We start from the raw sequence: 23,170 nt of genomic DNA, 5'->3' as shown, positions 1-23,170 counted from the left end.
CAAGTCGCGGTCGAACACGGGTCCGTGCTAAGCGGGCTGCAAAGCCGAGCCTTAGCTGGCCGGCGCGACAGCTGGAGATCTCCCATGGAAGCGAGCCGCAGGACGGTTTTAGCAGGTGGCGCAGCCCTGACCGTGACAGCGCTGTCGCCGGCGGCGCACGCCTTGCCTGCCCGGCCTGAGCATGTGCGCCGCGTGCAGGACCTGTTGGCTCAGATGACGCTGGAGGAGAAGTTCGGCCAGCTGAACCAACCCGCCGGCGGGCGGCAGAAGGCGCTGAACTCCAGGATCGACGCCGCGGCCCTCGACCTGGTTCGCCGTGGCGGCGTCGGCTCGTACCTCCACGTCATGGGAGCCCAGTTCCTGCGCGACCTGCAGCGCGTGGCGGTGGAAGAGAGCCGGCTGAAGATCCCGCTGCTGTTCGCCATGGACGTGATCCACGGCTTCCGGACCATCTATCCCGTGCCGCTTGGCATCGCGGCGAGCTTTGAGCCCGAGGTCGCGCGCAAGGTCGCCCGCATGGCCGCGGTCGAAGCCTCCGTGGCCGGCCTGCACTGGACCTTCTCGCCCATGGTGGACATCGCCCGCGACCCCCGCTGGGGTCGCATCGTGGAGGGCGCCGGCGAGGATCCTTTCCTCGGCTCGGCGATCGCGGTGGCGCACGTGCAGGGCTACCAGGGTGACGATCTGAGGGGCAAAGACGTCGTGCTGTCTTGCGCCAAGCACTTCGTCGCTTACGGGGCGGCGGAAGGCGGACGCGACTACGACCGAGCCGAGCTTTCGGACCGCACGCTGCAGGAAGTCTATCTGCCGCCCTTCTACGCTTCGGCGAAGGCCGGCGCAGCGACCTTCATGACGGCGTTCAACGAGGTGAGCGGCACGCCGATGCACGCCAACGCGCCCCTCAATGAAGGCCTGTTGCGCGACGGCTGGAAGTGGGACGGTCTGATCGTCAGCGACTGGGGCGCCATCGCCGAGCTGATCCCCCACGGGGTGGCCGGGACGCCCGCCGAAGCCGCCGCTCTGGCGCTGAAGGCCGGCGTCGACATGGACATGGCGGGCGGCATCTATGTGGGCGCCCTGCGGGAAGCGATCGCCGCCGATCCCTCGCTTATGCCCTACCTCGACCGCTCCGTCGGCCGGGTTCTGATGACCAAGGCGCGACTGGGACTCTTTGAAGACCCCTATCGCTTCGGCGATCCGGCGCGAGAAAAGACCGTGATGCTGTCGCCCGCGCACCGGGCGATCGCCCGCGAGGCGGCGCACAAGTCTATGGTGCTGCTGAAGAACGAGGGCGGCCTGCTGCCGATCGCGCCAAGCGTTCGCCGTATCGCAGTCGTCGGCGCCCTGGCGGACGATGCGTCCAGCGCTCTGGGATCCTGGCGCGCCCGAGGTCAAGCGGAGGAGGCCAAGACCCTGCTCACGGCTTTGCGCGAAAGCGCCGGGTCACGCGTGCAGATCACCTATGAGCCGGGTGCAGGAACGCGCGACGCGAACCTTGCCGGCGTCCCAGCCGCCGTCGCGGTGGCGCAGGCGGCGGACCTGACGCTGCTGGTGATCGGCGAAGACTATGACCACAGCGGGGAGGCCCGCAGCCGAGCCGACATCAACCTGCCCGCCCCGCAAGCCGCGCTCGCCAAGGCGGTGCTGGACACCGGCAAGCCTGTGGTGGTGGTGCTGATGAACGGTCGCCCGCTTGCGCTTGCCGACGTGCTGACCCGCGCCCCTGCGGCGCTGGAGACCTGGTTCCTCGGGGTGGAGAGCGGCCCGGCGATCGTCGACGTGCTGTTCGGAAAGGTTGCGCCAGGCGGCAAGCTGCCCGTGGGCATGCCCCGGGCTTCCGGCGGCGCGCCGGCCTATTACGCCCATCCGCCTACCGGCCGACCGGCGGATCCGGACCTGGCCAAGGACACGGCCCGCTACATGGACGTAGACGTGGGGCCGCTGTTCCCGTTCGGGCATGGCCTGTCGTACGCAGATTTCCGCTATTCCGAGGTGACGCTGGATCGCCGCGAGGTCGGGCCCGACGGCTCGGTGGCGATCACCGTCGCAATCACCAACACAGGCAAGGTCACCGCGGACGAGGTGGTCCAACTCTACATGCGCGACCCGGTGGCCGCGACCGCGCGGCCGGTGAAGGAGTTGCGCGGCTTCAAGCGCCTGACGCTGCGGCCCGGCGAGACCCGCCGCGTGAGCTTCCGGCTCGCCGCCGCTCAGACCGCATTCTGGGAGGCCGGCCGCTGGCGGATCCAGAAGGGGCTGATCGAAGTGATGGTGGGCGCGTCCTCGGAGGACATCCGGTCGCGTTCCAGCTTCACGATCACGGCGGACGGCTGGGGCGCCGAGCCCGCAGCGGCCATCGTCACGCCGACCACCGTCGCCTGAGGTCAGCCGGCCGGGCGGACAGCCTTCGGGATGTCCGCCTTGGTGAACTTCAGGATCAGCAAGCCGACAAGCGCCGAGATCACCGAGCCGGTGAAGACGCCGATCTTGGTCTCGTCGATCAGGAGCGGGTCCGTGAAGGCCAGATTGCCGATGAACAGGCTCATGGTGAAGCCAATCCCGCACAGAACGGACACGCCATAGAGCTGTCCCACCGAGGCGTACTTCGGCATGTCGGACCAGCCCAGCCGAACGATGGCTAGGGTCACCAGGAACACGCCGAGCTGCTTGCCCAGGAAGAGTCCCAGCATCACGCCCAGCGGCAGCGGGGCGAGGGCTTCGGCAAGCCCGATGCCGGCCAGGGACAAACCGGCGTTGGCGAAACCGAAGATCGGCACCACGAGAAAGGCGACGGGCTTGTGCAGGGCGTGTTCCAGCCGGTGCAGCGGCGAGTGGGGATGGTCGGGGCAGCCCGGCGATTTGACCAGGGGAATGGTCATGGCGAGCGCGACGCCGGCAAGGGTGGCGTGCACCCCGCTTTCCAGCACAAACCACCACATGATCAGGCCCACCAGAAGATACGGCCAGAGCTTCATCAGGCGCAGGCGATTGAAGACGATCAGCGCCGCCAGGCACGCAGCTGCTCCGCCCAAAGCCCAGACGTGAAGCTCGGCGGTGTAGAACAGGGCGATGATGATGATCGCAGCGAGGTCATCCATCACGGCGATGGCTGTGAGGAAGATCTTCAGCGAGCTCGGCACCCGGTCGCCGGCAAGAGCGAGCACGCCTAGCGCGAAGGCGATGTCGGTCGCTGCGGGAATGGCCCAGCCGTCCCGCGTCTCAGCATTGCCAGCGTTGAACGCCAGGAAGATGATCGCAGGCAGCAAGATGCCGCCCGCCGCCGCCAAGCCTGGAAGCAGGACGCGCGAGGGGCGCGACAGCTGGCCGTCCAAAACCTCGCGTTTGATCTCAAGCCCCACCAGCAGGAAGAACAGGGCCATCAGCCCGTCGTTGATCCAGTGCAGGACGCTTTCGTCCAGGTGCAGCGGTCCGACGTTGACCCCGAGATGGGCGTTCAGGGCGCCGAAGTAGGAGTCGGCCAGCGGAGAGTTGGCCACGACCAGCGCAAGCGCCGCCGCAGCCATCAGCACGTAACCGCCTGAAGCCGACTGATCGAAGAAGTCACGCATGACGGACCAGCGCCGTCGAAGCTTCAGCTTTTCGCTCATCCTCATCCCGCTATCGATGATGCCGTCGGCAGGCAACCGGAACCGGTCCGGAAAGGATGCGGTGAGTTCCTGGATTCCCGCGGTTAATAGGCGGCGCTGAGCGTCACGCCCAGCGTCCGCGGCCGAAGCGGGGTCGCCTGGTTCACCAGGCCGAGGCTCCATGGGTTGCCGTAGGCGAAGGTGTCGGATTTGCTGTTGGTTGGGTTGGACACGAACAGCTCAGCCGTCCAGTGAGCGCCCACGAGCTGGGCCGAAAGGCGCGTGCGCAGGAAATCGCCCATGCGCGGCGAAAGCACCGCGTCGAAGGACAGGCCGGAGCGCCCGACGTAGCTGATGTCGCCCAGCAGGCGCATCGCGACCTTACCTCTCAGAGGTCGTTCGTAAGCGGCCAGCACGCCGCCGGAGAACGTCGGGGCGCCAGGCAAGGTGTCCACTACCCGCAGGGCGAACAAAGGGTTCGGGTCGACCACTCGTGACCCGGTGAGAAGGGCGTTGCCTTTGAGCGTCAGGCCCCAATCGAAGTCATAGGCGGCCTCCAGTTCGGCGCCGAGCAGATCGGCGTCGCCGACGTTGTCGGCATAGTAGAAGCCGGTCGGCCAAAGAAATTGGTACGTCTGGACCTCGTTCCAGCGCTCGAAAAACACCGCGCCTTGGAGGGTCAGGCGATCGCCAAAGGTGGTCAGGCGACCGCCTACCTCCAGATTGTGCAGCCGATCGGACTCGTACTCCGTCCAGTTCTCCAGGGGCTGGAAAAAGCCTGAGGTGTTCAAGCCGCCGGGCCGGTGGCCTTCCGAATAGAGTGCATAGACCAGATCGCCATCGCCCAGATCGCGGTGAAGAGAAACCCTGTGGGAGGCGCCCGAGTAATCCAGGCGTCTGTGCACGTGCCGGTCGTATGGATCCAACTGGTCGACGTCGGACCGCACCTTGAGGTGCGTGTCGAACACCCGGATGCCGAGCCCCAAATTCCAGCCGCGCCAGACCTCCCATTCGACTTCGCCATAGAGCGCCATCTCACGCATGCGCTCGTCGCGCTGCTCCCGATAGGCTTCGAATTGTGGAACGCCGGGCCAGCCCATCTCAAGCGTCGGCGTCATGGCCTCTAAGGAACTGACGCCATAGAAGCCGCCCAGCCAGCGCACGGCGCCGCCGCCTTGTGAGCTCAAGAAGATGTCCTGTGTCAGCATCTTCAGCTTCAGCGGCTCTCGGTAGACCGCAATCGCAATCGGCGTTCCGACAGCGCCGAAGGCGGCGGTGGCGTCATGCTGGCTCACGTAGCTGTGGCGCACGAACGATGTGGACGAGGTCACGTCGGCAAAGGGCAGACTGCCCCGAACGGTCAGAGCCAGCTGTCCGAAGTGGTTGGAATGGGTCTCCGCGACGCTGGTTTCCCGCCAGAAGGATGCGGCCGTGCTGTACTGGCTGTCGCGGCTTTCCAGATCCTGGGCGACGCCTGCAAGGTCGATGGTCCAATTCGGGGTGGCCGCAATCCGCAGCGCCAGACGGGCACCTCTACGTTCGGTGGAATCCACGTCGGACTCACGCAGGGCGACGTTATCAAGGAAGCCGCCACGGCGTTCCTCGTACGCGACCAGCCGCAGGCCGACCCGGTCCTGCACGATGGGGATCGATACATAGCCGTCCAGGGACGAGCTAGGCGAGCCGTCCTTGGTCGTCGCATAGCTGGCCTGAACGCCAGCCCGAGGCTCCTGCAGGTCCGGCTTGCGCGTAACGATGCGGTAGACGCCGCTGAGCGCGCCTGCGCCGTAAAGCGTGCCTTGCGGACCGCGGATGACTTCCAGGCGCTCGACATCCGCCAGGCGCAGGTCCGGGTCGGGCGCAGCGTAGTTCAGCGGGGCGTCGTCGAGCACTGTGGTGACGGTCGATCGTGCGCGCCCGGTGAAGGCGCCGTCCGACAGGCCCCGCAGCATGATCTTGTCGCGCCCGGGGCCGAGATTGGTGGTCAGCAAGCCGGCGATCTGCCCGCTCGCCTCCCCCGCATCCGTCGCCGCGGTGACCTGCAGTTCCTGGTTGGACAGAACCGTGACCGGCAAGGGCAGGTCGTCCAGCGACTGTCGCCGCTTGGCGGCGGTGACCGTCACTTCCGTCAGCAGCGGCGCCGTTGGCTGGGGCAGCGGCGCGCTCGTGCCCGCGTCGGCGAGCCGGGTCTGCACCACAGGCGCTGCCGCCGCGCTGATCCGGACCGTATCGCCCCCCACCACCACGAAACGGCAAGGCGCACCTGCAAGCAGCCGGCGCAGCGCTTCCTCCACCGTGTAGGCGCCACGCAGACTGGTCCGGCTGTGGCCTCGGCAGCTGGAGGCGCCCAGCAAGGAGACCTGCCCTTGGATGGCGAGCTCGATGAGCGCTTCGGAATAGGTGTTCGGTCCGACATCGAAGCGGCGGACCGGCGCAGCCTCAGCCTGAGAGGCGGCGGCAACCACGCTCACGCCGACGATCGCAGCCGCGAGACTGTTCTGTACGCTGACTATCGCCCCAGGCCCTTGTCATCACTTCGTACCGGCGGGCCGGCGAAGCAGTATCCCCCGCTCGGAAGGTACCGCGCTGATCGGTGTGAGCAAGCCAAGGCGACGAATAACCGCGGGTTGATCGTCGAGAACAAGGACGCCGGAGACGCGAGTGGAAGCCAGTCGCTCGTCCTCGACACGCAGCGGTTGGGGGAAATGAAGATTCAGGTCGGCCACCACTTCGCGGAGTGGCCGATCGCGGTAGACCAGCCGACCGACACGCCAGCCAAACACCTCTTCGGGCGAAGCCTGGGCCACCTGCACCTGGGCCGAACCCGCGCGATGGTCGAGTCGCTGGCCGGGACGAAGCCGGAAGGTGCGCCCCTTCTCCCCGGAGCGAACCTCCACCAAGCCCTCCGCCACGGTGACGGACAGCTGGTCGCCGCGATGGCGGACGTCGAACCGCGTGCCGACCACCCGGACCGTGCGATCACCCGCATGGATCAGGAACGGGCGACGGGCGTCGTGAGCGACGTCAAACACGGCCTCGCCCTCGCCCATCACGACCCGACGCTCCTTACGGGCGAGGGTCACCTCCATGCGGGAGGCGACGTTCATCTCGACGATGGAGCCGTCGGCAAGGCTCAGGGTCCGCTTATGACCGACAGCCGTGGTGTAGGTTTCGGTGGCCGGCGCGAGCAGCGCCTGCGGCGCCACCGCCACAGCCACGGCCGCGGCCGCCGCCAAGCCGCCCAGCCCCAAATAGAAGCGGCGGCTGAAACGAGGTTCAGGTCGGCGCCGCTGGACGGCGTCTTCAGCCCGCAGCTGCGGGGCCGCGGAGCCAATCTCGTCCAGCACCCCCATGACGCTGTCGAACGCCTGGCGGTTGGCCTCGCTCGACTGCAGCCAGGCGTCGAAAGCCAGCGCTTCGGCCTCGCCGCCCCGTTGGAGGCGCACGATCCATTCGCTGGCCTCCTCGAGGCGTGCATCGTTGCGGTCGATCGCGCCGGTCATGGGCCCTTCCAGAGCGATCCCCATTGATCGCCCGACATCGAGGAAGACGCCGTGGATCGGCCTTCCCCCCCGAAAAAATATCTCAATTTCAGGTTGTTCACCGTGCGAGCCTTCGGGTGAGGGCCTTCAGGGCTCCGCTGATGTGCTTCTCGACGGCCTTGACCGAAACACCCATCGCGCGGGCAGTCTCGGCATGGCTGAAGCCTTCCAGCTTGTGAAGACGAAACGCCCGCTGCATCTGCGGCGGCAGCTCGCCCACCGCCTCAACGAGCTGGCGCAGGCGCTGGCGTGAGGCCACCGCCTCGTCGGCCGGCGGCTCCTGCGCAAGGTCCTCGCCGCCGACGGCGGACCCCGTCGCCTCCCGCCAAGCGCCATCGCGGGCGGCGCTGCGACGTTCGCCGCGAGCGCGGTCGAGCAGCAGATTGGTCGCCATGCGGTAGAGCATCGCCACAGGCGACTGCACCTCGCCCTCCGCCTCACGACCGGCGACCTTCAGGTAGAGATCCTGAGCAAGGTCTTCGGCCGCCGCAAGCGAGCCGGTCCGAGCCGCGAAGAACCGCACCAGATTGGCGCGACGCTCGAAATAGGCGTGCAGAAGAGCATCGCCGCCGTCAGGCGGTCGGTCGTGGATTTCAGGCACAGCGCGCGCCCAGCCAATCGGCGAACGCTCTCGCCGGCGTGGAGTCGTTCGACCCACTCGCACGGAAAGGTATGCGCCTGCTCATCCGCCCATTTGGTCCGCCAAACCTTGAGGAGGTGTGACGCAGAACCGCGCAGCACGCCACCATCCTGTCGGAACGGGCCCCGAGCCGCGGGAAGCGGCCTAGCGCCGCCGTCGGCGGGCCGGAGCAGGCCCAGGCGCGGGGCCTTGGAGGTGCAAGCGGCCGCGCCCTAGGTCCATGCCGACCCGGTAGCGCCCGAGAACGCCCAGCCCAAGAAGCCCGCCAGGAATCGCGGCCTTCAAGGAGGGGGAGTAGATCTGAACCGGCACGTCGGGGAAGACCTGCCCTGCGAAGCCGATCCGCTCCGCCCGGACGATGCGATCTTGGCTCACACCGCCGAGGGTGATCGAGTGGGTGCGCTGCACGTCGCGCCCATCGAACAGGCCAGCCGCCTGCGCCGCTTCCTCCGAAAGGGCGAGCGCGCCGGTGGCGCCCGTGTCCACCATGACCTCGACCGGAGGCGCGTCCTCCACCTTCACGGCCGCGAAGAGAGCGCCGTTGCGCATCTGGACGGGCGCGGCGACGGCGCCCTGCGGCGCGGTCCAGGCGTCAGGCTTGAAGAAGGCGGCACGCCGCCGTGGGAAGTCGATGTCGGCCGCCACCGCCCGCAGGAAGTCCCGGCCGAGCAGCATGGAAAAGGGCTGAGCCGTGAGGCCGGAAAGCGGGCTGAGGTTCAGGGTCGCCGCTCGGAGGCCGGTGATCTGCATGGCCCGGTCGTCACCCACGTCCAGATCCAGGGTGACCGAGCGGGTGATGCTTGGCTGGCCGCTGACGCCGAACGCCACCATCGGAATGGGTGTGGCCGCCGGAAGCTTCAGCCTCTGGGCCAGCGCGGCGTCGATCGCCGAGTACTGTGCGCCGGAGTCCACCACCGCGCGGAACCAAACACCCTTGATGCGCGCCGGAAGATCCACAAGGCCGCCGCGAGCGGGCAAGTCGATCCAGCCGCTGCTCGCCGCGCCGCCCGTGAAGGCGACCTCCGGGTCAGGCCACAGGAGGTGATTGCGCGCCGCCCAGATCGCCGCGCCACCAGCCCCCAGAAGAAGGAGCTGGCCAAGTACGTTGCGGCGATGCGGACGGGGCGGACTCAAAGCGCGACGAACAAGAGAGCCGCCAGACCCGCCGCCGCGACGACGCCGACGAGACCTGCAAGCACTAGATTGCGCTGCGGTCCCATCTTGGCGTTCGGCTGAAGCTCGGGCGTAGCGGCGTTGGCTTTCGCTCCGCGGCTGTCAGGCCCTGCGGTCTCCAAGGCCCGCGCTTCGGCGAGCAGTTGCGGATCGAGCTGGGTGCCGCCCGCTTCTGTGTCCGTGCCGAGCGGCGAGGCGCCGGGGTCCAGGCCGCCCACTTTGGCGCCGGTGCGGCCGGCTTCGTAGTCGCGCTTGAGCTGGGCGGCGGTGGCGCCTTGGCGCTCGTCCCCGGTGTTGTGCTGATCGGTCATGAGAGGCCCTCGGTTGTTCCCCTTGAATGACCGGCGGCAAGGGAAGTTCACCGTCCGAACTCGCACCAAGAGCCACGCTTAAGGCTCGGTCGCAACCCCGACACAAGCGCTGCGTTAGTTCAGCGGCCGTACAGCCGGTGACGGGCAGGCTCGACGGTCGGTGGCGCCTTGCGGCGTGCAGTACGGACGAGACCCATGACCCGACCCGACCGAAACGCCTCCCTTCGGCTCGCCGCCCTTCTGATGGGCGGAGCCGCTACGCTGGCGCTGGCAGGCTGCAAGATCGACAACCGGCCGCTGTTGGCTCGTGGTGAGACGGCGCCGCTCGAGACGGCCTATGCACCCGCCCCTTACGACGGCGCCCTGCTCGAGCTGCCGGAGGCGCCGCCTGCGCCTGTGGCCAATTTGCCGCCGGAGCAAGCTTACCTCTATCCCGAGCGCGCCTACCGCTTCGATCGCGCGGCCTACCGGGAAGCGCCGGACTACGGCTTCGCCTACGAAGACGACCAGCGATGGGCTTGGAATGGCGACGACGGAATGATGTTCGCCGAGCCGATCGATGACGGCTACCGCTACTATTACTACGAGGAAGGCGACGCCTACCCATACTACGTCCGTGATGACGACTATGGCTACGCTTACGGCGAAAACGGCGTGCTGCTGGCGGTGTTCACGGCGGCTGGCGCGCTGCTGGGGATGGACGATTATCCTCGGTACGCCGAACCGGCCGGCCGCTACTGGGCGCACGCCTATGACCTGCATGAGGCCTGGCGCGGCTCGCCGCGTATGGACGTGCGGCAGACGGCTTGGATGGACCGCGAGCCCCTGTTCTGGGCCGCGCAGGACCGCTGGTTCCGCTCAGCGGAGAGCTATGAGCCCTGGCGTGAATTCCGGACGCGCCACGACAACGGCCTGCATCGCGGCTGGTACAAGGAACGGCCCCAGCCGGTGGACTACCGGCACGCGCCGGGTGCGCCGCTGCGGGCGGATGACCGGAACTGGCGCCACGAGGGAGGTCAGGAGCGGCGCCTTCGGCAAGATCGTGGTCCTGAGCGGGCGGGGCGCGAGCACCGAGGCCCGGACCTGAAGGGAGCCCGGCGGGAGGCTCGCCAGGAGGCGCGCCATCAAGATCGCCAGCACGGCCGACAGGAAGCTCGCAGGGAAGAGCGGCGTGAAGAGCGGCGTGATAGGGGACCGGAGCGTCAGTTCGCCCGCGCGGCCGCAAACGCAGGTCGCGACGCCAACGCCCAGCGGCCGGAGCGTGAACGCGCCAGACCCGAGCGGCACGAGCGGGCCGAGCGTCGGAGCGAGCATGGCGGCGGCCGCCCCATGCAGATGGCGCAGGCTGACCGGGGCGGCGGCAAGCCTGATCGCGCAGGCGCCGAACGTGGCCACGCCGAAAACCGCGGCGGCGGCAAACCAGACCGTGGCGAGCACGGCGGCGGCCACAAGGGCGGCGGCGGCGGTGGCGATAAGGGCGGCGGCAAGGGCAAGTAGCCCTTGCTGCGTCAGCCCCGCAGGCTGCGGGCGAGGATCTCGAGGGTGAGCCGGGCCGCCTGACGGGTTTCGTCCTGCTCGCCACGTTCGAAGGTCACCAGGCCCGCCTCGAACAACTGGTCCAGGTCCTGGTCGGTCAGGACGCCCTTGCGCTTCAGCGTCGAAAGGGTGCCGACGATGATCGCGTGCAGCGCGGCCAGCATGCCGGCGCGTTCGGCTTCGGCCGAGATCTCTTCACCCATGATGCGCCGTAATCCTTCCTTGGTGTCAGGCGCAATTCATCTAAAGCTCGGCATAAGTCCAGCGTATCCGGTGCGTTAGCGCATCTTATTCGGAGCCTTTGCGTTGAACGGCGTCATGCGAAACAAAGCTCCGGCTCGGCGCGAACGGGCCTTGTTCACTTTCCGGCTTATCCTCGGCGCCCAGGTCGCCTTCGCTGCGCTGAATGCCCAGGCGGGGGAAAAACCCCAGTCCAAGAGCGTCGCGGCCGCTTTCGGAAATACAGTCGTCAGCACCTATCCCGACGGCCGGACGCAAAGGATCTGGCTCAAGGAAGACGGCAGCTTCCGGGGTCTCAGCCGACGCGGCAATCCCATAGCTGGCGCCTGGACCCTTAAGGGCGAGCAGGTCTGCCTGAAGCAGAGCCGGCCTGTTCCGCTCCCGATCAGCTACTGCACAGACTTCCCGGCCTCAGGCGGATTGGGATCGGAGTGGACGAGCAAGGACCTGCGCGGCACGCCCATCCGCCTGAGCCTGCAAAAGGGCGTCGAGCTCCCGAACTAGGATCGACTCAGCGATCCGACGCCTTGCGACGGTCGATGGTGAAGCCGCCTTCGCCGTGGCGACCGGTGCTGGACCAACGCGCCTCCTCAGCCTTGTGGGCGTATTGCTCCGCGACCAGCCATGACTTCACGGGCCGAAGCGTGCCCAGGCAACCAGCGACCAACGCCGGCACCACCACGGCGAATTGCGCCCAGATCGGCGGCTGAGCGGCGACGGCCCACCAGGCCCAGGCGGCGGTGACGAGGATGCCTACGCCGCTCATCACGAAGAACGCCGGGCCATCGGCGGGATCGGCGAAGCTGAAGTCCAGGCCGCAGCGATCGCAGGACTTGGCGATGGTCAGGAAGCCGCTGAACAGCTTGCCCTCGCCACAACGCGGGCAGCGGCAACGCAGGCCGGCCGAGAGGCTCGAAGGAGAGTCGTAGCTGGCCACGGAGGCCTCCATACATTGGCGCTTGCGGCGCATACAATCCAATCATAATGTATGGATCACCTTCCCGGCTGGCAAGATGACCCCCGACCATCCCTCCGCACGTTGGCTGCGGCGCGTCGACCGCAGCAGCGGCCGCGCGATCTATCTTTCCGTGCTGGACGCCCTGCAGGCGGCGATCCGCGAGGGCGAACTGCAACCAGGCGACCAGCTGCCGCCGCAGCGCGCGGTGGCCGGACTGCTGGGCGTTGACCTGACGACCGTCACCCGGGCCTACAACGCCGCGCGGGAACGGGGGCTGCTGGACGGCGCCGTCGGCCGGGGCACGTTTGTGAGAGCACGGCCGGAAGAAGACGAGGGCGGGCGGGTGGACCTGTCCATGAACCTGCCGCCGCCACCGGACGGCGTTTCGCTCGCCAACCTCCTGAAGGACGCCTGCCGGGAGATCCTGGAACGAACCGACGCGGCCACCCTGATGGCCTACCATCCCGGCGCGGGCACGCTTGGCCAAAAGGCCGCGGGCGCCGCGTGGCTGCGACCAGCGCTGGGCGATCTGGCGGCCGAGCGGGTGCTTGTCTGCGCTGGTGCGCAGGTCGCGTTGGCGGCGATCCTTTCCGCCTTCACCCATCCCGGGGATCAGGTGGTGGTGGAGCCCCTCACCTATCCCGGGTTCAAGCTCGCAGCCCAGTCGCACGGCCTGAACCTGACCGCCTGCCCGGTCGACGGCGACGGCCTTGTTCCGGAGGCGCTGGAAGAGATCTGTGCGAGGCGCCGACCGGCGGCGATCTACACCATCCCGACAGCCCAGAACCCCACGGCCGTCACCCTGCAGCTGACGCGACGGGCGCAGATTGCCCAGATCGCTCAGCGACACGGGATCTGGATCATCGAGGACGATCCCTACTCGCGGCTCTTCGATCGCCCCGTTCAGGCGATCGCCGCCCTGGCGCCTGATCGATGCTTCCATTTAGCGACGCTGGCCAAATGCCTGACGCCCGGCCTGCGGACCGCCTTCATCGTCCCGCCGCCTGAAGCGGCCGAGCCGCTGGCCCGGAGCCTGCGCGCGCTGTCGCTCATGCCCGCCCCGCTGATGACGGCGGTGGCGGCCAGCTGGATACGGGAGGGCCAGGCCGAGCGGCTCCTGGCGGGCGTGCGAGCCGAGGCGCGAGCGCGCCGGGCGCTCGCCGCCGACCTGCTGCCTCAGGCGATGGGCGAGGCGGAGAGCATCCACATCTGGCTCGATCTTCCGAGCCACATCCATCCTGACCGGCTGCAGGCCACCGCCCAGGCCAGCGGCGTGTCGCTTGTAACGGCCGAAGCCTTCGCGGTCGAAACTCAGGAGCGGAACGGGCTGCGGATATCCCTGGGCGGGCCGGCGCGGCGTGCGGTCCTGACCACCGCTCTGGAAAAGGTGGCGCGGCTGCTGGACGGCGCTCAACCGTCCTGAGCTGAGGTCAGACGGGCGCAGCTCCACCGCCGCGCTGCTGCCAATGGTCGGCCACCGCACGGGCGACCTGCTGCATCAGGCGCTGGCGGTCGCGGAACGGCCGCTTGGTTTCTCGAAGCATGACGGCGACGGCATAGACGCGCCCGTCAGGAGCGGTGATCAGGCCGACATCGTTGATGCCGACCGAGGCGCCGCGCCAGTCCGGGCCGGTCCCCGTCTTGTGGGCGATGCTCCAGCCAGGCGGCAGGCCGGCCTTGAGACGCAGATTGCCTGTCTTGGCCTCCGCCATGAGGCCGATCAGGGTGTCGGTCGATGGCTTCGAGAGCAGCTCGCCACGCTGAAGAGCGGCGAGTCCATGCGTTAGGCCGATGGGCGTGGCGCCGTCTGGTGGATTGGCGAGATAGGCGTCGAGAGCGCGGTCTCGCACCTCGTCCGGAAGCTTGGCCCGAGCCTCCTTGAAGCGCCAGCCAACCAGCTCGGGACGCCACTCCACGCCCGCGGTCAGCGACTGGAGCATCTTCTCGTCACCGCCGATGCCGATGCCGGTCAGCCCCTTGCGGGCAACCACGTCAGTGACGATGGCTGCGCCGCCGACCTCGCTCATGATCTTGTCGTTGGCCGTATTGTCGCTCTCGGTGAGGGAACGGGACAGCAGGTCATAGTAGGTGGTCAGGAACCCCGTCCGACCGATCTTGCGTCCGAGCGGCTCGTAGAACACCGAGCGGTCCTCCGGCCGCACCAGGACGGGCTGATCCAGGCGGAACCGGCCTTGATCGATCGCCTCCATCATGGCCAGAGCGACCCAGATCTTTACAACGCTCTGCTGCGGGTAAAGCGAGCCGCCATCCACTGATGCGGTCCAACGCTCTGTCACGTCGGTGACCGCGATCCCGACATCCTCGCGGTAGTCTTCGGCGAGCTCAGTGAGCCGCGCCTGGAGTTCGGCCGGGGCGGGCGGCGCGGGCGGCGGCTTGGCCTGCGCTGGCGCAGAAGTGAGCTGGACAGCCCCGCCCTTCTCCAGACCGGTGATGGTGACCCAGCCGCAACCCGCCGCCGCGATCGTCAGCGCAAGGCCGGCCAGCAGAGCCGTTCTGGGTCGGCGCACGGAAGAGCGGATACGTCGACGCATATGAAACTAACGCCCGAAGAACTCAGGCGTGAGCATGCGCATGGTCATGCTCGTGATGTCCAGCCCGCACCTCGACCGTGACGTGGCTCAGCCCGGCCAGCCCTTTCAGGCGGGCGTGGTAGGCTTCGGCCGGTTGCGGATGGTCGGCCGCCACAACGGCCACCGCCGCATGGTGTCCGGGGCCAAGACGCCAGAGGTGCAGGTCAACGACCCGCTCCCCTTCCGCGGAGAGCCGCGTGCGGATGTCTGAGGTCAGCGCCGCGGAGGGGTTGATGTCCAGGAGAGCGGCCGCCGCCCGGCGGATCAGCGTCCAGGCGAAGTGGGCCACCAGAAGAGCGCCGGCGAGACCGGCGAGCGGGTCGGCGAAGCCCCAGCCGAAGAGCTGTCCGGCGCCCAGTCCGGCGATCGCCAAGACCGACACCATGGCGTCGGCCGAAAGGTGCAGGTGCGCGGCCGAGATGTTGAGGTCGCCGTCAGGATCGTGACGGTGCACATGCGCCCGCCCAGGCCGTAGCAGCAGGACGCAGACCACGTTCACCGCCAGGCCCGCGATGGCCAGCGGCAGCGCGTGGTCGAAGTGGACCGCCTCCGGGTTGGCGAGCCGCTCCAGGCTCTCCACGCCGATCAGAAGGGCCGTGATCGCCAGCACCACCGCGTTCGCGAAGCCGGCCAGATAGCCCACCTTGCCGGTGCCGAAGGCGAAGCGCGGGTCTTCCGCATGCCGCCGCGCCATCGCGTAGGCGCCGGCGGCCACGAGAAGGGCGGCCACGTGGGCAGCCATGTGCAGGCCGCTGGCGGTCAGGGCCATGGATCGATAGAGCAGCCCGCCCGCGAGCTGCGCCACCAGGGTGACGGCGCAAATGGCGGTCACCAGCCAGGTCCGCCGCTCGTTGCGGCGGTGATCGGCGCCAAGATAGGTCCGGTCCTCGCGGAACGCGTCCAGAGGCGCCCCGACGGCGGGACTTGCGGCAGGCGGGGCGGCAGGAGCTGTCATCTGACGTTACTTTATAACACTGAGAGGGGAGAACAAGGGCCTGCGAGAACAAGGCTTCATTCCGGCGCTTCGCCCGCCTACATGGGAGCCATGACCGAAAAGACGCCCGTCACCGTGCTCACCGGCTATCTTGGCGCCGGCAAGACCACCCTCCTCAACCGCATCCTCTCCGAAGAGCACGGCAAGAAGTACGCCGTGATCGTCAACGAGTTCGGGGAGGTCGGCATCGACAACGACCTGATCGTCGGAGCCGACGAGGAGGTGTTCGAGATGAACAACGGCTGCGTCTGTTGCACGGTTCGCGGCGACCTGATCCGGGTCGTGCAGGGCCTGATGAAGCGGAAGGGCGGGTTCGACGCGATCATCGTCGAGACCACGGGCCTCGCCGATCCGGGTCCGGTGGCCCAGACCTTCTTCGTGGACGAGGACGTCCGCGCCAAGACGCAGTTGGACAGCGTCACCACCGTGGTCGACGCCAAGCACCTGCCGCTGCGGCTGAAGGACTCCAAGGAAGCGGCCGAGCAGATCGCCTTTGCCGACCAGATTATCCTGAACAAGACCGACCTTGTGTCGGAAGCCGAGTTGGCCGAAGTGGAGCGGGCGATCCGCACCCTGAACCCGCTGGCGCCGATCCACCGAGCTCAGCGCTCGAACGTGCCCCTGGAGCAGGTGCTAGGCCGCCACTCCTTTGATCTCAACCGCATCACCGAACTCGAGCCGGACTTCCTGAACCCGGGCCACGGCGAGCCGGGTCACGTGCACGATGAGCATTGCGGGCACGACCACCACCATCATCATCATGACCATCACCACGGCCACGATCATGACCACGCGACCGACCATGGACACGAGCACATCCACGACCACGTGGCCGAGAGCGGCATCCGCGGCATCAGCCTGACCACCGACAAGCCGCTGAACGGCAACAAGGTCACCGCTTGGCTCAACAATGTGCTGCAAACCCAAGGGCCCGACATCCTGCGCGCCAAGGGCATCCTCGACGTCGCGGGCGAGAACCGCCGCCTGGTGTTCCAGGCCGTGCACATGATCCTGGAAGGCGACTTCCAGCGCGACTGGCGCGAGGGCGAAGCCCGCTACTCCCGCATGGTCTTCATCGGCCGCAACCTCGATGAGGCCAAGCTGCGGGAAGGCTTCGAAAGCACGGTGGCGTAGCCCGAAGGCTGAGCTTGCCCTGGCCGGCGCTTCGCCGCCGGCGTCCGCAACAGCGGCGACAAAAAACCCCGCCGGATCGCTCCGGCGGGGTTTTCCGTGTTCAGCCTGGAGAGGCTTAGAGTTCTTCGTTGATCAGGGCGACCTGGTAGAAGCCGTTGCCCTGCAGGGTGTTCATGACCGCCATGAAGTCACCGTACTTCACGTGGCGCTGAGCGCGGATGTAGACGCGCTCGGTCGTCGGGTTGCCGATGCCGGGACGGTCGCGGGTGATCACGCCGGCCAGATCCGCGGGCAGCGAGCTGAGGCTCGACTGCACGGTGCCGATGTAGAGGTCGCCGTTGTCCTGGATGTTCACCAGAATCGGTTCCGGCGGCTTCGGCGCGCCGGGCGGCGGCGGAACGGCCGGCGGCAGGTCGAGCTTGATCGAAACCGTGGCGGCCGGGATGGACACCATGAAGATGATGAGAAGCACCAGCATCACGTCCACGAAGGGCGTGACGTTCATGTCCGAGTTCTGGCCGAGGTCGAACTTCTTGCCCCCGCCGCCGCCCAACTTGGCGCCCATGCCTGATTATTCCTTCCCTGGGGCCAGCTTGAGCCAGCCCGGACTTCCGTTCAGCGGACCATTGGCAAGCCGTTATCGCCTTGTAAAGGGCCAAGCGCGGAGTCGGCGCGAGCCATGCGCCTGCGCCCAAGGGAGAGGCGCCCTCGCCGCCGGAATCGGCGCAGCTTCCGAGAACCCTGTTCGATAGCGCGGACTTTACCTCCGGCCGCGCGCCGCACTAGGGACGTGTCCATGATCCAGTCCTTCGAAGCCTACGTCACAGCCGCCCTGTTCGACCGCAGCGGAAAGGCCGCTTTCGCCCTCGGCGACGGCACCGTTCGGTTCGAAGATGGAGCCGTTGTTCAGGCGCATGACGGCGCCGTGCTGTCCGCCTGCATACATCCCTCAGGCGAGGGGCTGCTCACCGGTGGTGATGATGGACGGGTGGTCTGGTCCCGCGCGTCCGGCCCGCTGGAAATCGCCAGCCTGCGCGGCAAGTGGATCGATTCCATCGCCGCCTCGGCCGAATCGAAGCTGATCGCGTTCGCCGCCGGCCGCGAGCTTCACGTGCGCGACGTGGCTGATCCGAGCTTTGCCCGCACCTTCCAGCACGAGAAGACCGTGGCGGCCCTGGCCTTCGACCCGAAGGGCCGGCGGATCGCCGTGGCCACCTATGGCGGCGCCTGGCTGTGGTACGCCCGGATCGCTGATCAAAAGCCGACCAAGCTCGCCTGGGCCGGCAGTCACGTGGCCGTGGCCTGGAGCCCGGATGGCAAGTTCATCATCTCCGCGATGCAGGACAACCAACTGCACGGCTGGCGCGTGGCCGACGAGAAGAACATGCGCATGGGCGGCTATCCGGCCAAGGTGAAGAGCCTGGCCTTCATGTCCAAGGGCAACCTTATGGCCACCTCCGGCGCCAACGGCGTGGTGGTCTGGCCGTTCACCGGCTCCACCGGCCCGATGGGCAAGCAGGCGGCGGAAGTCGGTTACGAGGAAAGCGCCGTCTCGACCTTTGTCGCGGGTCAGCCGAACGGCAACTGGGTGGCCTGGGGCTTCGACGACGGCCGCGTGCGGGCCTGCGACCTCGTGGGCCAGAAGGTGCTGAACCTCAAGGAAGAGAAAGGCCCGCCGATCACGGCTCTTTCAATGACCCCGGACGGAAAACGCGTCGCCTGGGGCGACGAGGACGGCGCCGCTGGCGTCGCCGAGATCTAGCGGCGGCGTTAACGACGTCTGCGGCCACGGCGGCTAACATCCCTTCATCTGGCGGGGAGTGCGGTTGTGGCGCGGCGTGGCAAAGGCAAGGGGCTGTTCGGGCGGATCATCCGCTGGACGATGCTGGTCATTCTGGTCTTCGGGATCATCGGGCCGGTGCTGACGGTCGCCGTCTATCGGTTCGTGCCGCCGCCCATGACCTTCCTGATGGTGCAGCGCCTCTTCGAAGGCCGCGGCTTTGATCGGCGCTGGGTCCCGCTGGAGGACATCTCGCCCACCCTGGTTCGCGCAGTCATCGCGGGCGAGGACGCGCGGTTCTGCCAGCACAAGGGCTTTGACTTCGACGCGATCCAGAAGGCCATGGCTTACAACCAACAGGGCAAGAAGGTCCGCGGCGGCTCCACCATCAGCCAGCAGACAGCGAAGAACGTCTTCCTGTGGCCGCACCGGGACTACGTCCGCAAGGCTTTGGAAGCCTACTTCACCGTCCTGATCGAGCTGATCTGGGGCAAGGAGCGGATCATGGAAGTCTATCTGAACTCCATCGAGTGGGGCCCGGGCGTCTATGGCGCCGAGGCGGCGGCTCAGCGCAACTTCCGAGTCAGCGCGGCCAAGCTGACGCCCACCCAAGCCGCCCGGCTGGCGGCCATCGTGCCCAAGCCCCTGTCCTGGAAGGCCGCGCAACCCGGCCGCTACATCAAGCGGCGCTCCGGCTCGATCAACCGCAATGCACGAATCGTGAGCCGGGAAGGCATGGCCTCCTGCGTTCTGTAGTTGACGCAACAAGGCTTGCCCCGCAAACCTTCGACAGAGGAAACAACAAACCCCTGGAGAAGCGCCCATGCGAGTTGGCGTGCCCCGCGAGATCAAGCCGGACGAATACCGGGTGGGGCTCACGCCCACCGCCGTTCGCGAGTACGTCACCCACCGCCACGAGGTGCTGGTCGAGACCGGCGCAGGCCAGGGGGCAGGCTATGCGGATGAGGCCTACACCCGAGCCGGCGCACGGATCCTGCCCTCGGCGGACGCCGTGTTCGCCGAAGCCGAGCTGATCGTGAAGGTGAAGGAGCCCCAGGCCATCGAGTGGGCCCGCCTGACCGACAGGCACATCCTTTTCACCTACCTCCACCTCGCTCCCGATCCCGCCCAGACCGAGGGGCTGCTGGCGTCCGGCTGCGCCGCCATCGCCTATGAGACGGTGACCGACGCGCAAGGCGGCCTGCCGCTGCTGGCCCCGATGTCCGAGGTGGCAGGCCGCATCGCGGTCTTCTCGGCCGGAGAAACCCTGCTCAAGCACAACGGCGGCATGGGCCTGCTGATCAGCGGTGTGCCAGGCGTTCCGCCGGCGCGGGTTTGCGTCCTGGGCGGCGGCGTGGTCGGCATGAACGCGGCGCGCATGGCCGCGGGGCTGGGCGCCGAAGTGGTGATCCTGGAACGCTCGATCCCCCGCATGCGCGAGCTGGACAACATGTTCCAAGGCCGGATCCTGACCCGCTATTCGACCCAGGATGCGGTGGAGGACGAGGTTCTTCGATCCGACGTGGTGATCGGAGCGGTGCTGACCGCCGGGGCCGCGGCGCCCAAGCTGGTGCGGCGCGAAGACCTTTCAAAGATGAAGCCCGGCTCGGTGCTGGTGGACGTTTCCATCGACCAGGGCGGCTGCTTCGAGACCAGCAAGCCCACCACCCACAACCAGCCGACCTACACGGTGGACGGCGTGGTCCACTACTGCGTAGCCAACATGCCGGGCGCGGCGCCCCGCACCTCTTCGGAAGCGCTGGGTCACGCCACCCTGCCCTTCGGCCTGCTTCTGGCCGACCAAGGGCTCGAGGCGCTCAAGAAGAACCGTCATCTGGCCAAGGGCCTGAACGTCCTGAAGGGCGAGCTCACCCACCCGGCGGTGGCCGACGCCCTGGGCAAGCGGTTCTCGGACCCCTACGGCGCCTGGGCGGCCTGAGCCGTCCTCAGCTGCGCCAGCGCAGAACGGCGGGCTGCACGGGATTTTCGAACGTGCGGCCCTCGCGACGGCTGGCGCTCCATTCGCGCTTAAGCTGCTGGTACCACTTGGCCTGCCGGTCGGCGTCGTCGACCCAGAGCAGCGCCGGGTCGTACTTCAGGCCCTCGTTCTGCAGGTTCACCATGTCGCCGTCCTGACGGAGGAAGGCGCGGGCGCCCACCTTGATGAACGGCTTGAGGATGCTGAAGGCCGGGTGGTCCGACCAGACGATCTGGACGATCCGCGTCTTCTTGCCGTTGATCGGCGTCAGGCAGGTCAGCGAGAGCACCTCGCGACGTCCCACCGTCACGTGCTCCCAGCGCAGCCCTGGCAGCCGGAAGGTGATCTCGGTCAGCGGCTCGCCGCCGAGGATCACATAGGCCCTGGAGTTTTTGGACGGCTCGTGTCGGACCATGGCGAAGCCGGCGTCCCGCGGCTCGAACCTCTTGGCCTTGTCGTGCTGGCTCTTGGACGAGCGCCACCACCACTGCTGGTGCACATAGGGCCCGTGCGCCGGGTCCATCAGCCCCACGACGGCGTGGTCGATGTGGGCATCGAAGTCCATCTGATCGACCAGCTTCGGCCCGCCCCCGACCACGCCAGGGAAGGTGGGCGGCGGCTCCGTGGGCTCGCCCAGGCCTCGGGGATCCGAGCTCATCCAGACGAACACCAGCCCCTGGCTCTCGGCGACCGGATAGCGCCGGACTCGAATGCGCGAGATGTCCATGGCTTGGTCCGACACCAGGGACGGAATGGCCGTACAAGCGCCGTCATAGCCGAAACGCCAGCCGTGATAGGGGCACTCCACGCTCTCGGCGCCCGAGGCGTCCTGGCGGATGCGGCCGGCCGACAGGGGCGCGGCCCGGTGAGGGCAGATGTCCCGCAGGGCGAAGATCTCGCCTCGGCTTGAACGCCCCAGCATCACCGGCTCGCCGAGGATCTCATAGCGAGCGAGCTTGCCGGCCTTGAGATCGCTGGAAAGGGCCGCGAAGTACCAGATGTCGGTCAGGAAGCCCTGGCCGAACCGACCTTCTTGCCGCGTCGTCTTGCTATCGGCCTCGGCCATAGGGCGGCTTCTAATCCGCGGCGAACTCGCGGGGAAGGCTCAGGAAGGCGGCGGCCCAGGGGGACAGGCCCAGCGACCCGCCGCGAAGATCCGCCTCCCCCGAGCGCAAGGGCCACAGATCGCCGTCTTCGAGCTGATCGTGATGCACAATCTGGGGCTCGGCGCTGAGGTTGAAGACGCAGGCGATCGCCCCCGTCTCGCTGCGCCGGACAAACGCCAGCACCGGGGTCGGCACATCCAAGAACGCGATGTCCCCGTGCGTCATGGTCGGCGAGGCCTTGCGGAAAGCGACCATCTCGCGCGCAAAGGCCAGAGGACTGTCGGGGTCGTTTTCCTGCTCTTCCACGGTGAGGGAGGCGTGCTCGGCGGCAGCCGGCAACCAGGGGGTCCCGTCCGTAAAGCCGAGGTTGTCCGATCCATTCCACGGCATGGGCGTACGGCAACCGTCGCGCCCGCCGACGTAGGGCCAATAGAGATCGCCCACAGGGTCTCGCAGTTGGTCGCGAGCAAGCTGCGCCTGCGGCAGGCCGAGCTCTTCGCCCTGGTAGATCAGGGTCGTTCCCTTGAGGCTGACCAGCAGGGCGAACATCAGCTTGGCGAACTCGGGCGAGCCGTCGCCGCCGAACCGGCTGACCGTGCGCGGCACGTCGTGGTTCGAGAAGGAGATGGTCGGCCAGTGGGCGGGAAACCGCTCGAACGTTGCGTAGTGCTCGCGGAAGGTCTGAGGCGTGAGCTGGTCCGCGGTGAGCAGGACGAAAGTGTAGGCCGAGTGCAGGCCGTCCTCGGCGGAGAGGTAGGCGCCGCAGCGCTCTTCCTCCTCGGAGAACTCGCCGAAAACGAAGCGGTCGCCCCCATTCTTTCCGTCGTGCGCTTCGACCCGACGGCGGATGAGGTCCAGCACCTTCACGTTCTCCGGCAGGTTGGAGTCGTAGAGGTGCCGCTGCAGGTCGGAGGCGTGGCGGAAGGCCCGCTCCGTCTTCTCGGCGGGCGGGTTGTCGGTGAGGGCCTCGTCGTGGAGGTAGGTGCCGGCGACGTCGAGCCGAAAGCCGTCGACGCCCCGCTCCAGCCACAGGTCGAGAACGGACAGCGCCGCTTCCCGGGCGTCGGCGTTGCGCCAGTTCAGCTTCGGCTGCTGTCGCAGGAACTTGTGGTGGTAGTGCTGACGGCGCGCAGGCTGATAGGCCCAGGCAGGACCGCCGAAAACGCTGAGCCAATTGTTCGGAGCCGTGCCGTCGACCTTCGGATCGGCCCAGACGTACCAGTCAGCCTTGGGACCGGCGGCCCCGCCAGTCAGGCTTTCGACGAACCATGGATGCTCGTCGCTGGTATGGGAAAGCACCTCGTCGAGGACGACCTTCAGACCGCGGGCATGGGCCGCTTCCAGGAGGTCTTCGAAATCGTCGAGCGTCCCGTAGTCGGCTTGGACGCCCTGGTAGTCCGCAATGTCGTAGCCCCAGTCGCGGTTCGGCGAGGGATGGATCGGCGAGAGCCAGATCCCGTCGACGCCGAGGCTCTGGATGTAGTCGAGCTTGGCGGCGACGCCCGGCAGATCGCCATGGCCGTCGCCGTCGCTGTCGAAGAAGCTGCGGACATAGACGTGATAGAGGACGGCACCCCGCCACCACGTCTGCGTCATCGGA

At 67.8% G+C, this 23,170-nt stretch carries 21 protein-coding genes; 8 read left to right on the top strand and 13 right to left on the bottom strand.

What is annotated here, in order from left to right:
* Window positions 1-84 precede the first annotated feature (84 nt).
* Window positions 85-2,382 (top strand): glycoside hydrolase family 3 N-terminal domain-containing protein, encoded by a 2,298-nt coding sequence (locus DJ018_RS07025; RefSeq protein WP_111514122.1) that lies wholly within the window; start codon window positions 85-87, stop codon window positions 2,380-2,382.
* Window positions 2,383-2,384: 2 nt separating this feature from the next.
* On the opposite strand, the gene nhaA is transcribed toward DJ018_RS07025, so the two are convergent.
* The 6 genes from nhaA to DJ018_RS06995 all read right to left on the bottom strand — a co-directional run bounded on the left by nhaA (window position 2,385) and on the right by DJ018_RS06995 (window position 9,253).
* Window positions 2,385-3,608, bottom strand: a complete 1,224-nt coding sequence (gene nhaA, locus DJ018_RS07020) for a Na+/H+ antiporter NhaA (RefSeq protein ID WP_111514716.1) — start codon at window positions 3,606-3,608, stop codon at window positions 2,385-2,387.
* A gap of 83 nt (window positions 3,609-3,691) precedes the next feature.
* Window positions 3,692-6,058, bottom strand: coding sequence for a TonB-dependent receptor (locus tag DJ018_RS07015; protein WP_165842814.1), 2,367 nt, complete (start codon window positions 6,056-6,058; stop codon window positions 3,692-3,694).
* 60 nt (window positions 6,059-6,118) lie between these two features.
* Window positions 6,119-7,090 carry a FecR family protein gene (locus DJ018_RS07010; protein ID WP_111514120.1) on the bottom strand — a complete coding sequence of 324 codons (972 nt, stop codon included), beginning with the start codon at window positions 7,088-7,090 and terminating at the stop codon, window positions 6,119-6,121.
* 97 nt (window positions 7,091-7,187) lie between these two features.
* Window positions 7,188-7,730 (bottom strand): sigma-70 family RNA polymerase sigma factor, encoded by a 543-nt coding sequence (locus DJ018_RS07005; RefSeq protein WP_240609469.1) that lies wholly within the window; start codon window positions 7,728-7,730, stop codon window positions 7,188-7,190.
* A gap of 183 nt (window positions 7,731-7,913) precedes the next feature.
* Complete coding sequence (locus DJ018_RS07000; protein ID WP_111514119.1) at window positions 7,914-8,903, bottom strand: aspartyl protease family protein; 990 nt, start codon at window positions 8,901-8,903, stop codon at window positions 7,914-7,916.
* Window positions 8,900-9,253 carry a hypothetical protein gene (locus DJ018_RS06995; RefSeq protein WP_111514118.1) on the bottom strand — a complete coding sequence of 118 codons (354 nt, stop codon included), beginning with the start codon at window positions 9,251-9,253 and terminating at the stop codon, window positions 8,900-8,902. Before DJ018_RS06995 ends, DJ018_RS07000 begins: the two co-directional genes overlap by 4 nt.
* 195 nt (window positions 9,254-9,448) lie before the next feature.
* On the opposite strand from DJ018_RS06995, the gene DJ018_RS06990 reads away from it, so the two are divergent.
* Window positions 9,449-10,750: a hypothetical protein gene (locus DJ018_RS06990; RefSeq protein WP_111514117.1), complete on the top strand. Its 1,302-nt coding sequence runs from the start codon at window positions 9,449-9,451 to the stop codon at window positions 10,748-10,750.
* Between the two features lie 11 nt (window positions 10,751-10,761).
* Here DJ018_RS06990 and DJ018_RS06985 read toward each other — a convergent pair whose 3' ends face one another.
* The gene (locus DJ018_RS06985; protein WP_111514116.1) at window positions 10,762-10,992 is read right to left on the bottom strand and encodes a hypothetical protein; all 231 of its coding nucleotides are present in this window, start codon (window positions 10,990-10,992) and stop codon (window positions 10,762-10,764) included.
* 115 nt (window positions 10,993-11,107) lie between these two features.
* On the opposite strand from DJ018_RS06985, the gene DJ018_RS06980 reads away from it, so the two are divergent.
* Window positions 11,108-11,533 carry a hypothetical protein gene (locus tag DJ018_RS06980; protein ID WP_133254232.1) on the top strand — a complete coding sequence of 142 codons (426 nt, stop codon included), beginning with the start codon at window positions 11,108-11,110 and terminating at the stop codon, window positions 11,531-11,533.
* Between the two features lie 7 nt (window positions 11,534-11,540).
* Here the strand turns inward: DJ018_RS06980 and DJ018_RS06975 are convergent, their stop codons facing one another.
* On the bottom strand, window positions 11,541-11,978 hold the full coding sequence (locus DJ018_RS06975; protein WP_111514114.1) for a DUF983 domain-containing protein: 438 nt from the start codon (window positions 11,976-11,978) through the stop codon (window positions 11,541-11,543).
* A 64-nt stretch (window positions 11,979-12,042) separates the two neighbouring features.
* Here DJ018_RS06975 and DJ018_RS06970 point away from each other — a divergent pair, with 64 nt between their 5' ends.
* Entirely contained in the window at window positions 12,043-13,410 is a 1,368-nt protein-coding gene (locus tag DJ018_RS06970) for an aminotransferase-like domain-containing protein (RefSeq protein ID WP_111514113.1), read from the top strand.
* Between the two features lie 7 nt (window positions 13,411-13,417).
* On the opposite strand, the gene DJ018_RS06965 is transcribed toward DJ018_RS06970, so the two are convergent.
* Window positions 13,418-14,515, bottom strand: coding sequence for a serine hydrolase (locus tag DJ018_RS06965; RefSeq protein ID WP_165842813.1), 1,098 nt, complete (start codon window positions 14,513-14,515; stop codon window positions 13,418-13,420).
* 46 nt (window positions 14,516-14,561) lie between these two features.
* Window positions 14,562-15,533, bottom strand: coding sequence for a CDF family Co(II)/Ni(II) efflux transporter DmeF (dmeF, locus tag DJ018_RS06960; RefSeq protein WP_111514111.1), 972 nt, complete (start codon window positions 15,531-15,533; stop codon window positions 14,562-14,564).
* An 81-nt stretch (window positions 15,534-15,614) separates the two neighbouring features.
* On the opposite strand from dmeF, the gene DJ018_RS06955 reads away from it, so the two are divergent.
* Window positions 15,615-16,706, top strand: a complete 1,092-nt coding sequence (locus tag DJ018_RS06955) for a CobW family GTP-binding protein (RefSeq protein WP_111514110.1) — start codon at window positions 15,615-15,617, stop codon at window positions 16,704-16,706.
* A gap of 115 nt (window positions 16,707-16,821) precedes the next feature.
* Here the strand turns inward: DJ018_RS06955 and DJ018_RS06950 are convergent, their stop codons facing one another.
* Window positions 16,822-17,271: a biopolymer transporter ExbD gene (locus DJ018_RS06950; protein ID WP_111514109.1), complete on the bottom strand. Its 450-nt coding sequence runs from the start codon at window positions 17,269-17,271 to the stop codon at window positions 16,822-16,824.
* Between the two features lie 231 nt (window positions 17,272-17,502).
* Here DJ018_RS06950 and DJ018_RS06945 point away from each other — a divergent pair, with 231 nt between their 5' ends.
* The 3 genes from DJ018_RS06945 (at window position 17,503) to ald (ending at window position 20,425) form a co-directional block, all read left to right on the top strand.
* Window positions 17,503-18,468, top strand: coding sequence for a WD40 repeat domain-containing protein (locus DJ018_RS06945; protein WP_111514108.1), 966 nt, complete (start codon window positions 17,503-17,505; stop codon window positions 18,466-18,468).
* A 120-nt stretch (window positions 18,469-18,588) separates the two neighbouring features.
* Entirely contained in the window at window positions 18,589-19,242 is a 654-nt protein-coding gene (gene mtgA / locus DJ018_RS06940; RefSeq protein ID WP_240609503.1) for a monofunctional biosynthetic peptidoglycan transglycosylase, read from the top strand.
* A gap of 67 nt (window positions 19,243-19,309) precedes the next feature.
* The gene (gene ald, locus DJ018_RS06935; protein ID WP_111514106.1) at window positions 19,310-20,425 is read left to right on the top strand and encodes an alanine dehydrogenase; all 1,116 of its coding nucleotides are present in this window, start codon (window positions 19,310-19,312) and stop codon (window positions 20,423-20,425) included.
* 7 nt (window positions 20,426-20,432) lie between these two features.
* On the opposite strand, the gene DJ018_RS06930 is transcribed toward ald, so the two are convergent.
* Both DJ018_RS06930 and DJ018_RS06925 read right to left on the bottom strand, forming a co-directional pair.
* Complete coding sequence (locus DJ018_RS06930) at window positions 20,433-21,530, bottom strand: aromatic ring-hydroxylating oxygenase subunit alpha (protein WP_111514105.1); 1,098 nt, start codon at window positions 21,528-21,530, stop codon at window positions 20,433-20,435.
* Window positions 21,531-21,540: 10 nt separating this feature from the next.
* Window positions 21,541-23,166 carry an alpha-glucosidase gene (locus DJ018_RS06925; RefSeq protein ID WP_111514104.1) on the bottom strand — a complete coding sequence of 542 codons (1,626 nt, stop codon included), beginning with the start codon at window positions 23,164-23,166 and terminating at the stop codon, window positions 21,541-21,543.
* Window positions 23,167-23,170 lie beyond the last annotated feature (4 nt).

Origin of the sequence: Phenylobacterium deserti, assembly GCF_003254705.1 — a bacterium.
In the GTDB taxonomy this organism is placed as follows: Bacteria; Pseudomonadota; Alphaproteobacteria; order Caulobacterales; family Caulobacteraceae; genus Phenylobacterium; species Phenylobacterium deserti.
The sequence above is the reverse complement of the archived record's forward strand: the minus strand, read 5'-3'. Positions and strand labels throughout refer to the sequence as shown.

Excerpts from the sequence above, each read along its gene's own strand:
- DJ018_RS07025 (WP_111514122.1), top strand. The coding sequence starts at position 85 with ATGGAAGCGAGCCGCAGGACGGTTTTAGCAGGTGGCGCAGCCCTGACC.
- nhaA (WP_111514716.1), bottom strand. The coding sequence starts at position 3,608 with ATGAGCGAAAAGCTGAAGCTTCGACGGCGCTGGTCCGTCATGCGTGAC.
- DJ018_RS07010 (WP_111514120.1), bottom strand. The coding sequence starts at position 7,090 with ATGACCGGCGCGATCGACCGCAACGATGCACGCCTCGAGGAGGCCAGC.
- DJ018_RS06995 (WP_111514118.1), bottom strand. The coding sequence starts at position 9,253 with ATGACCGATCAGCACAACACCGGGGACGAGCGCCAAGGCGCCACCGCC.
- DJ018_RS06990 (WP_111514117.1), top strand. The coding sequence starts at position 9,449 with ATGACCCGACCCGACCGAAACGCCTCCCTTCGGCTCGCCGCCCTTCTG.
- DJ018_RS06985 (WP_111514116.1), bottom strand. The coding sequence starts at position 10,992 with ATGGGTGAAGAGATCTCGGCCGAAGCCGAACGCGCCGGCATGCTGGCC.
- DJ018_RS06980 (WP_133254232.1), top strand. The coding sequence starts at position 11,108 with ATGCGAAACAAAGCTCCGGCTCGGCGCGAACGGGCCTTGTTCACTTTC.
- DJ018_RS06975 (WP_111514114.1), bottom strand. The coding sequence starts at position 11,978 with ATGGAGGCCTCCGTGGCCAGCTACGACTCTCCTTCGAGCCTCTCGGCC.
- DJ018_RS06970 (WP_111514113.1), top strand. The coding sequence starts at position 12,043 with ATGACCCCCGACCATCCCTCCGCACGTTGGCTGCGGCGCGTCGACCGC.
- dmeF (WP_111514111.1), bottom strand. The coding sequence starts at position 15,533 with ATGACAGCTCCTGCCGCCCCGCCTGCCGCAAGTCCCGCCGTCGGGGCG.
- DJ018_RS06955 (WP_111514110.1), top strand. The coding sequence starts at position 15,615 with ATGGGAGCCATGACCGAAAAGACGCCCGTCACCGTGCTCACCGGCTAT.
- DJ018_RS06950 (WP_111514109.1), bottom strand. The coding sequence starts at position 17,271 with ATGGGCGCCAAGTTGGGCGGCGGCGGGGGCAAGAAGTTCGACCTCGGC.
- DJ018_RS06945 (WP_111514108.1), top strand. The coding sequence starts at position 17,503 with ATGATCCAGTCCTTCGAAGCCTACGTCACAGCCGCCCTGTTCGACCGC.
- mtgA (WP_240609503.1), top strand. The coding sequence starts at position 18,589 with ATGCTGGTCATTCTGGTCTTCGGGATCATCGGGCCGGTGCTGACGGTC.
- ald (WP_111514106.1), top strand. The coding sequence starts at position 19,310 with ATGCGAGTTGGCGTGCCCCGCGAGATCAAGCCGGACGAATACCGGGTG.
- DJ018_RS06930 (WP_111514105.1), bottom strand. The coding sequence starts at position 21,530 with ATGGCCGAGGCCGATAGCAAGACGACGCGGCAAGAAGGTCGGTTCGGC.
- DJ018_RS06925 (WP_111514104.1), bottom strand. The coding sequence starts at position 23,166 with ATGACGCAGACGTGGTGGCGGGGTGCCGTCCTCTATCACGTCTATGTC.